Source organism: Oleiphilus sp. HI0079, assembly GCF_001635105.1.
This window is the reverse complement of record NZ_LWFT01000940.1, coordinates 1-868: the sequence shown is the minus strand read 5'-3', so window position 1 is coordinate 868 and position 868 is coordinate 1. Positions and strand designations below refer to the sequence as shown.

General features: G+C 50.2%; 1 protein-coding gene. It reads left to right on the top strand.

Translation table 11 applies throughout. The features are described from left to right. A partial coding sequence (locus A3750_RS26315) for a hypothetical protein (RefSeq protein WP_197475112.1) occupies positions 1 to 868 on the top strand: 868 nt, incomplete at both ends.

Sequence of the window (868 nt, the reverse complement as noted above, 5' to 3'; positions counted from 1 at the left end):
TGGTCAGCTTTTATTTCGCAATTCAACTAAGTCAGTCCGGCTTTAAAACCATTCAGGATTTCAGGCAATTAGAACGGATTGTACCTTCACCTATTCTGGGTGTGCTTTCGGGCGAGGCTCAGGTAGAGGCTTATGTAGAGGCCCCGCCTGATAAACCGCTGTTGCGAAGCACAAAACAGAAGGTGCCCAGTGTTTATTTCCGGTATCTGAAGGAACGCCAAGAAACGGACTCTGAAGGCAAGACGCGCTGGGTGACGGAAGCCGACATTACAAGAGCCATGAGCTTTGAACTCCAAGACCATTCTTCGTCCGCTAGTGTCTTGATAGCGGGTAACGGCGGCGGCATTCGCTGGTCCATGCCCGCATCTTATTCTGAGCGTCAAGGTGACTATCGATACACTGAATGGCGCATTGAGCCTGGTCAGAGTGTCTTGATATACGGTTGGGCGGAAGTGACCTTAAACTCTGACTCTGAACCTTCAATTCACTTCCGGTTTGATAGGGAAGGCCGCTATTTACCGATCATTTCTAAGTTCTCTGCCGCGGAAGAGCGAGGTTCTCTAGGTACAGATGCAATTCTGCATATTTGGGGTGGTGTGTCGCTTTACGCCTTGGCGATCTGCGCGTCAATGTACCTCTTTCAGATACATCGTTTATTGGCTTACCTGAGCATCATGACATGTGTAACAAGCGCGGCTTTGCTGGGTTATGGCTATACGAGCATGAGCAACAACGTCCAAGCCGGTGCCGCTTATGTCAGTGAAAAACAACGACAGGCTGAAAGCGAAATTCAGGCCATTCTAGGGGCAGGCGAAGTGTTTTGGCCGGGGTGGGAGAATCTGGGGCAGCTGGTTTCTCATAGGTATCG